Source organism: Corallococcus aberystwythensis (genome assembly GCF_003612165.1).
In the GTDB taxonomy this organism is placed as follows: domain Bacteria; phylum Myxococcota; class Myxococcia; order Myxococcales; family Myxococcaceae; genus Corallococcus; species Corallococcus aberystwythensis.
On the sequence record NZ_RAWK01000067.1, the window covers coordinates 1 to 2,757 of the forward strand.

The window sequence follows — 2,757 nt, forward strand, 5'->3', positions numbered from 1 at the left end:
CTCCAGCGCCGCCCCCGTCCCCGTCCTCGTCGAGTCCCGCCCGGCCTCGCAGGGGTGGTACCTGGTGCCGTTCGGCGTGGGCCACCTCGTGCATGGCCAGCGGGCCAAGGGCACCGTGCTCGCGGTGGGGCAGGGCACGACGTTCGCCGTGTCCGCCGTCTCCCTGGGCGTGGCCCTGTCCCTGCGCGGATCCGACGGCCGCTACTCGGCGGGCGATGCACCCACGGCCCGCGCCTTCAATGTCTCCTATCTCGTGGGGGCCTACGCCTTCGCGGCGCTCTACGCCTACGGCGTGCTGGACGGACTGCTGTCCCCTCCGCCGCCTGAAGAAATGCCGCGGTGATTGGCTTTGCCTCCCATCCCTTGAGGAGTAAACGGGCTGGATGAACGACGTGAACTTGGTGGAGATCGCGCGGCGGTTCGAAGGCAAGCAGGCCACTTCCGCGGTGGCGCTGGCGACGGCCTCCGCGCCGCTCGCTGACGGCTGGATGGCGTTCGGCGGAGTGGGTTCGTACATCAACAAGTCGTGTGGCTACGGGTTCGAGCGCGCCGTCACGGACGCGGAGCTGGATGCGCTGGTGGACTTCTTCGCCTCGCGCGGGGTGGAGCCCAAGGCGGAGCTGAGCCCCTTCGCGCCGCAGCCCCTGCTGAAGGGGCTGGCGGACCGGGGCTTCGTGTTGCGCGAGTTCGAGACGGTGCTGTACCGGCCGCTGCGGGCGGGGGAGGACCTGTCGCGGCTGGCACAGGGCTCGCCCCCGGAGCTGCGCGTCGAACGGGTGGATCCGTCCGACGACGCGGCGGTGCGCAGGTTCGTGGACGTCGCCGGCAGTGGCTTCGTCCCGGAGGGCGAGTCGATGCCGGAGGTGTTCCTGGAGATGGGCTTGAAGGCGGCGCGCAACCCCAACTCGGACGCGTACGTGGCGTGGATCGACGGCGTGGCGGCGGGGGCCGGCTCCTGCGAGGTGAGCGACGGGCTCACGTCCCTGTTCGGCACGTCGGTACTGCCCGCGTACCGGCGGCGCGGCGTGCAGCAGGCGCTCATCGCCGCGCGGCTGGCGCGGGGGCTGGAGAAGGGCAGCGACCTGGCGGTCATCATGTCCTCGCCCGGCATCCCCACGGAGCGCAACGCCATGCGCATGGGCTTCCAGATGGCCTACTCGCGCGCCGTGCTGGTGAAGCCCGGCGCGGGGCTGGTGCCCTCGCCCTGAGGGCTACGGCTGCGGCACGGTGTACGCGAGGGGCAGCAGCGCGCCGTTCTGGTTGAACGGGTTGTAGCTGCCCTGAGGGCCCACCCAGCCGCAGCCGCCGTAGCCGTGCATCTCCACCACCTGGTTGTTGTCGTGGAACGCCCACCACGAGGACTCGCTCGATGGGCCAGCGCGGCCGATGCTGCCCGTGGGCACGGAGAACGGCGTGCCCCGCAGGTCCACGTTGGCCAGGCCCGTGCGGCTGCACCCCATGGCCGCCGCGTAGGTCATGGCCGTCACCGGCTCCCTGTTGACGTGCTTGAGCGCGCCGGTGGACGTCGCGAAGGTCTGGTCCCCGGTGTCCACGGCGAGGGTGACGGGGTTCAGCCGGACGCGCGTGTACCGGGTCCGCACGTCGGTGCCCGGCGAGTTCCCTCCCGCCGTGTACTGCGAATAGTTGGCGCCGTCCTCGGTGTGCGCCAGGACGAGGTACTCCCTGGGCGTGCTGACCATGTCCTTGCACCACGCCGTCCAGCGCTTCAGCGGGTCCTTGTTCACGAACAGCGCGTACTCGCCGTCCGGCGCGCCGGGGCGGGCGGCCCGGATGTCCTGGCACGTCGCGGGACGGTCCCCTCCACGGTAGTGGAGCTGGAGCGCGCCCCCTTGCTGGTTGTAGGGGTTGTAGCTGCCCACGAGGCCCACCCAGCCGCAGAAGCCGTCGCCGGACAGGTCGACGACCTGGCCGTCCTCGCTGGAGACGGCGGCGCCGGCCGCGCTCGCGCCGCCCACGCCGAACGCCTCCGCGTCCACCGTGAACGGGGTGCCCCGGAGGTCGATGCGGCCCACGCCCTGTCCGCCGCCGCACGCCATGGCCACGCCGTAGGGCATGGAGGTGACGGTGTCCGGCGAGTGCATCAGCTCGCCCGTGGAAGTGGCGAAGGTCTGGTCCGCGGTGTCCACGCGCAGGGTCGAGGGGTCGATGCGCAGTTGGAAGTAGGACGTGCGGACGTCGGTGCCGGACGAGGCGCCGCCCGCGGTGTACTGCGAGAAGTTGGAGCCGGGCTCCTTGCGCGGCAGGGCGAGGTACTCCCTGGGCGTGCCGGCCATGTCGTGGCAGTAGGCGGTCCAGGACGCGGTGACGTCACCGGCCACGTACAGCACGTAGTAGCCGTCCGGCGTCCCGGGCCGGGCGGTCCGGATGTCCAGGCAGCTCGTGGGCAGCGCGGTGAGTGTCTGGGCGCGCTCCGCCGGGGTGCTGGGGCTGGCGTTGTCGCTGGCACCACAGCCCGCGGCGGCGAGCACCAGGACGCTCCAGGTCAGGGCCCTCGCGCGGCGCGAGGAGCGGGGGACGGCGGAGGACACGGCGGAGGACTTCAGGGGGTTCATGGGGATGAGGCTCCTTGGGGTTGCGGAGCCTTCCCATGGCAAGGTCGGGGCCACGCGGGCCGCCAGGGCTTCCTGGATGGAATTCCGGGACGTTGCGTGGACACAGGCGCCTCCTGACGAGGGGACGGCCCCGCGAACGTGCCAGTCCTGGCACGCGCACGGGCTCCTCCCGGGAGGCGGCCTG

The 2,757-nt window shown here is 72.1% G+C and carries 2 protein-coding genes and 1 pseudogene; 2 read left to right on the forward strand and 1 reads right to left on the reverse strand.

Going from position 1 to position 2,757, the window contains the following annotated elements; all coding sequences use genetic code 11:
- Together D7W81_RS13330 and D7W81_RS13335 are read left to right on the forward strand one after the other, a co-directional pair.
- A pseudogene (locus D7W81_RS13330) lies at positions 1-343 on the forward strand (hypothetical protein); the annotation flags it as partial.
- Positions 344-383: 40 nt separating this feature from the next.
- Positions 384-1,208: a GNAT family N-acetyltransferase gene (locus D7W81_RS13335; protein ID WP_120555742.1), complete on the forward strand. Its 825-nt coding sequence runs from the start codon at positions 384-386 to the stop codon at positions 1,206-1,208.
- Between the two features lie 3 nt (positions 1,209-1,211).
- Here the strand turns inward: D7W81_RS13335 and D7W81_RS13340 are convergent, their stop codons facing one another.
- The gene (locus tag D7W81_RS13340) at positions 1,212-2,573 is read right to left on the reverse strand and encodes a GON domain-containing protein (protein ID WP_158621584.1); all 1,362 of its coding nucleotides are present in this window, start codon (positions 2,571-2,573) and stop codon (positions 1,212-1,214) included.
- Between the last annotated feature and the right edge of the window lie 184 nt (positions 2,574-2,757).

Excerpts from the sequence above, each read along its gene's own strand:
- D7W81_RS13335 (WP_120555742.1), top strand. The coding sequence starts at position 384 with ATGAACGACGTGAACTTGGTGGAGATCGCGCGGCGGTTCGAAGGCAAG.
- D7W81_RS13340 (WP_158621584.1), bottom strand. The coding sequence starts at position 2,573 with ATGAACCCCCTGAAGTCCTCCGCCGTGTCCTCCGCCGTCCCCCGCTCC.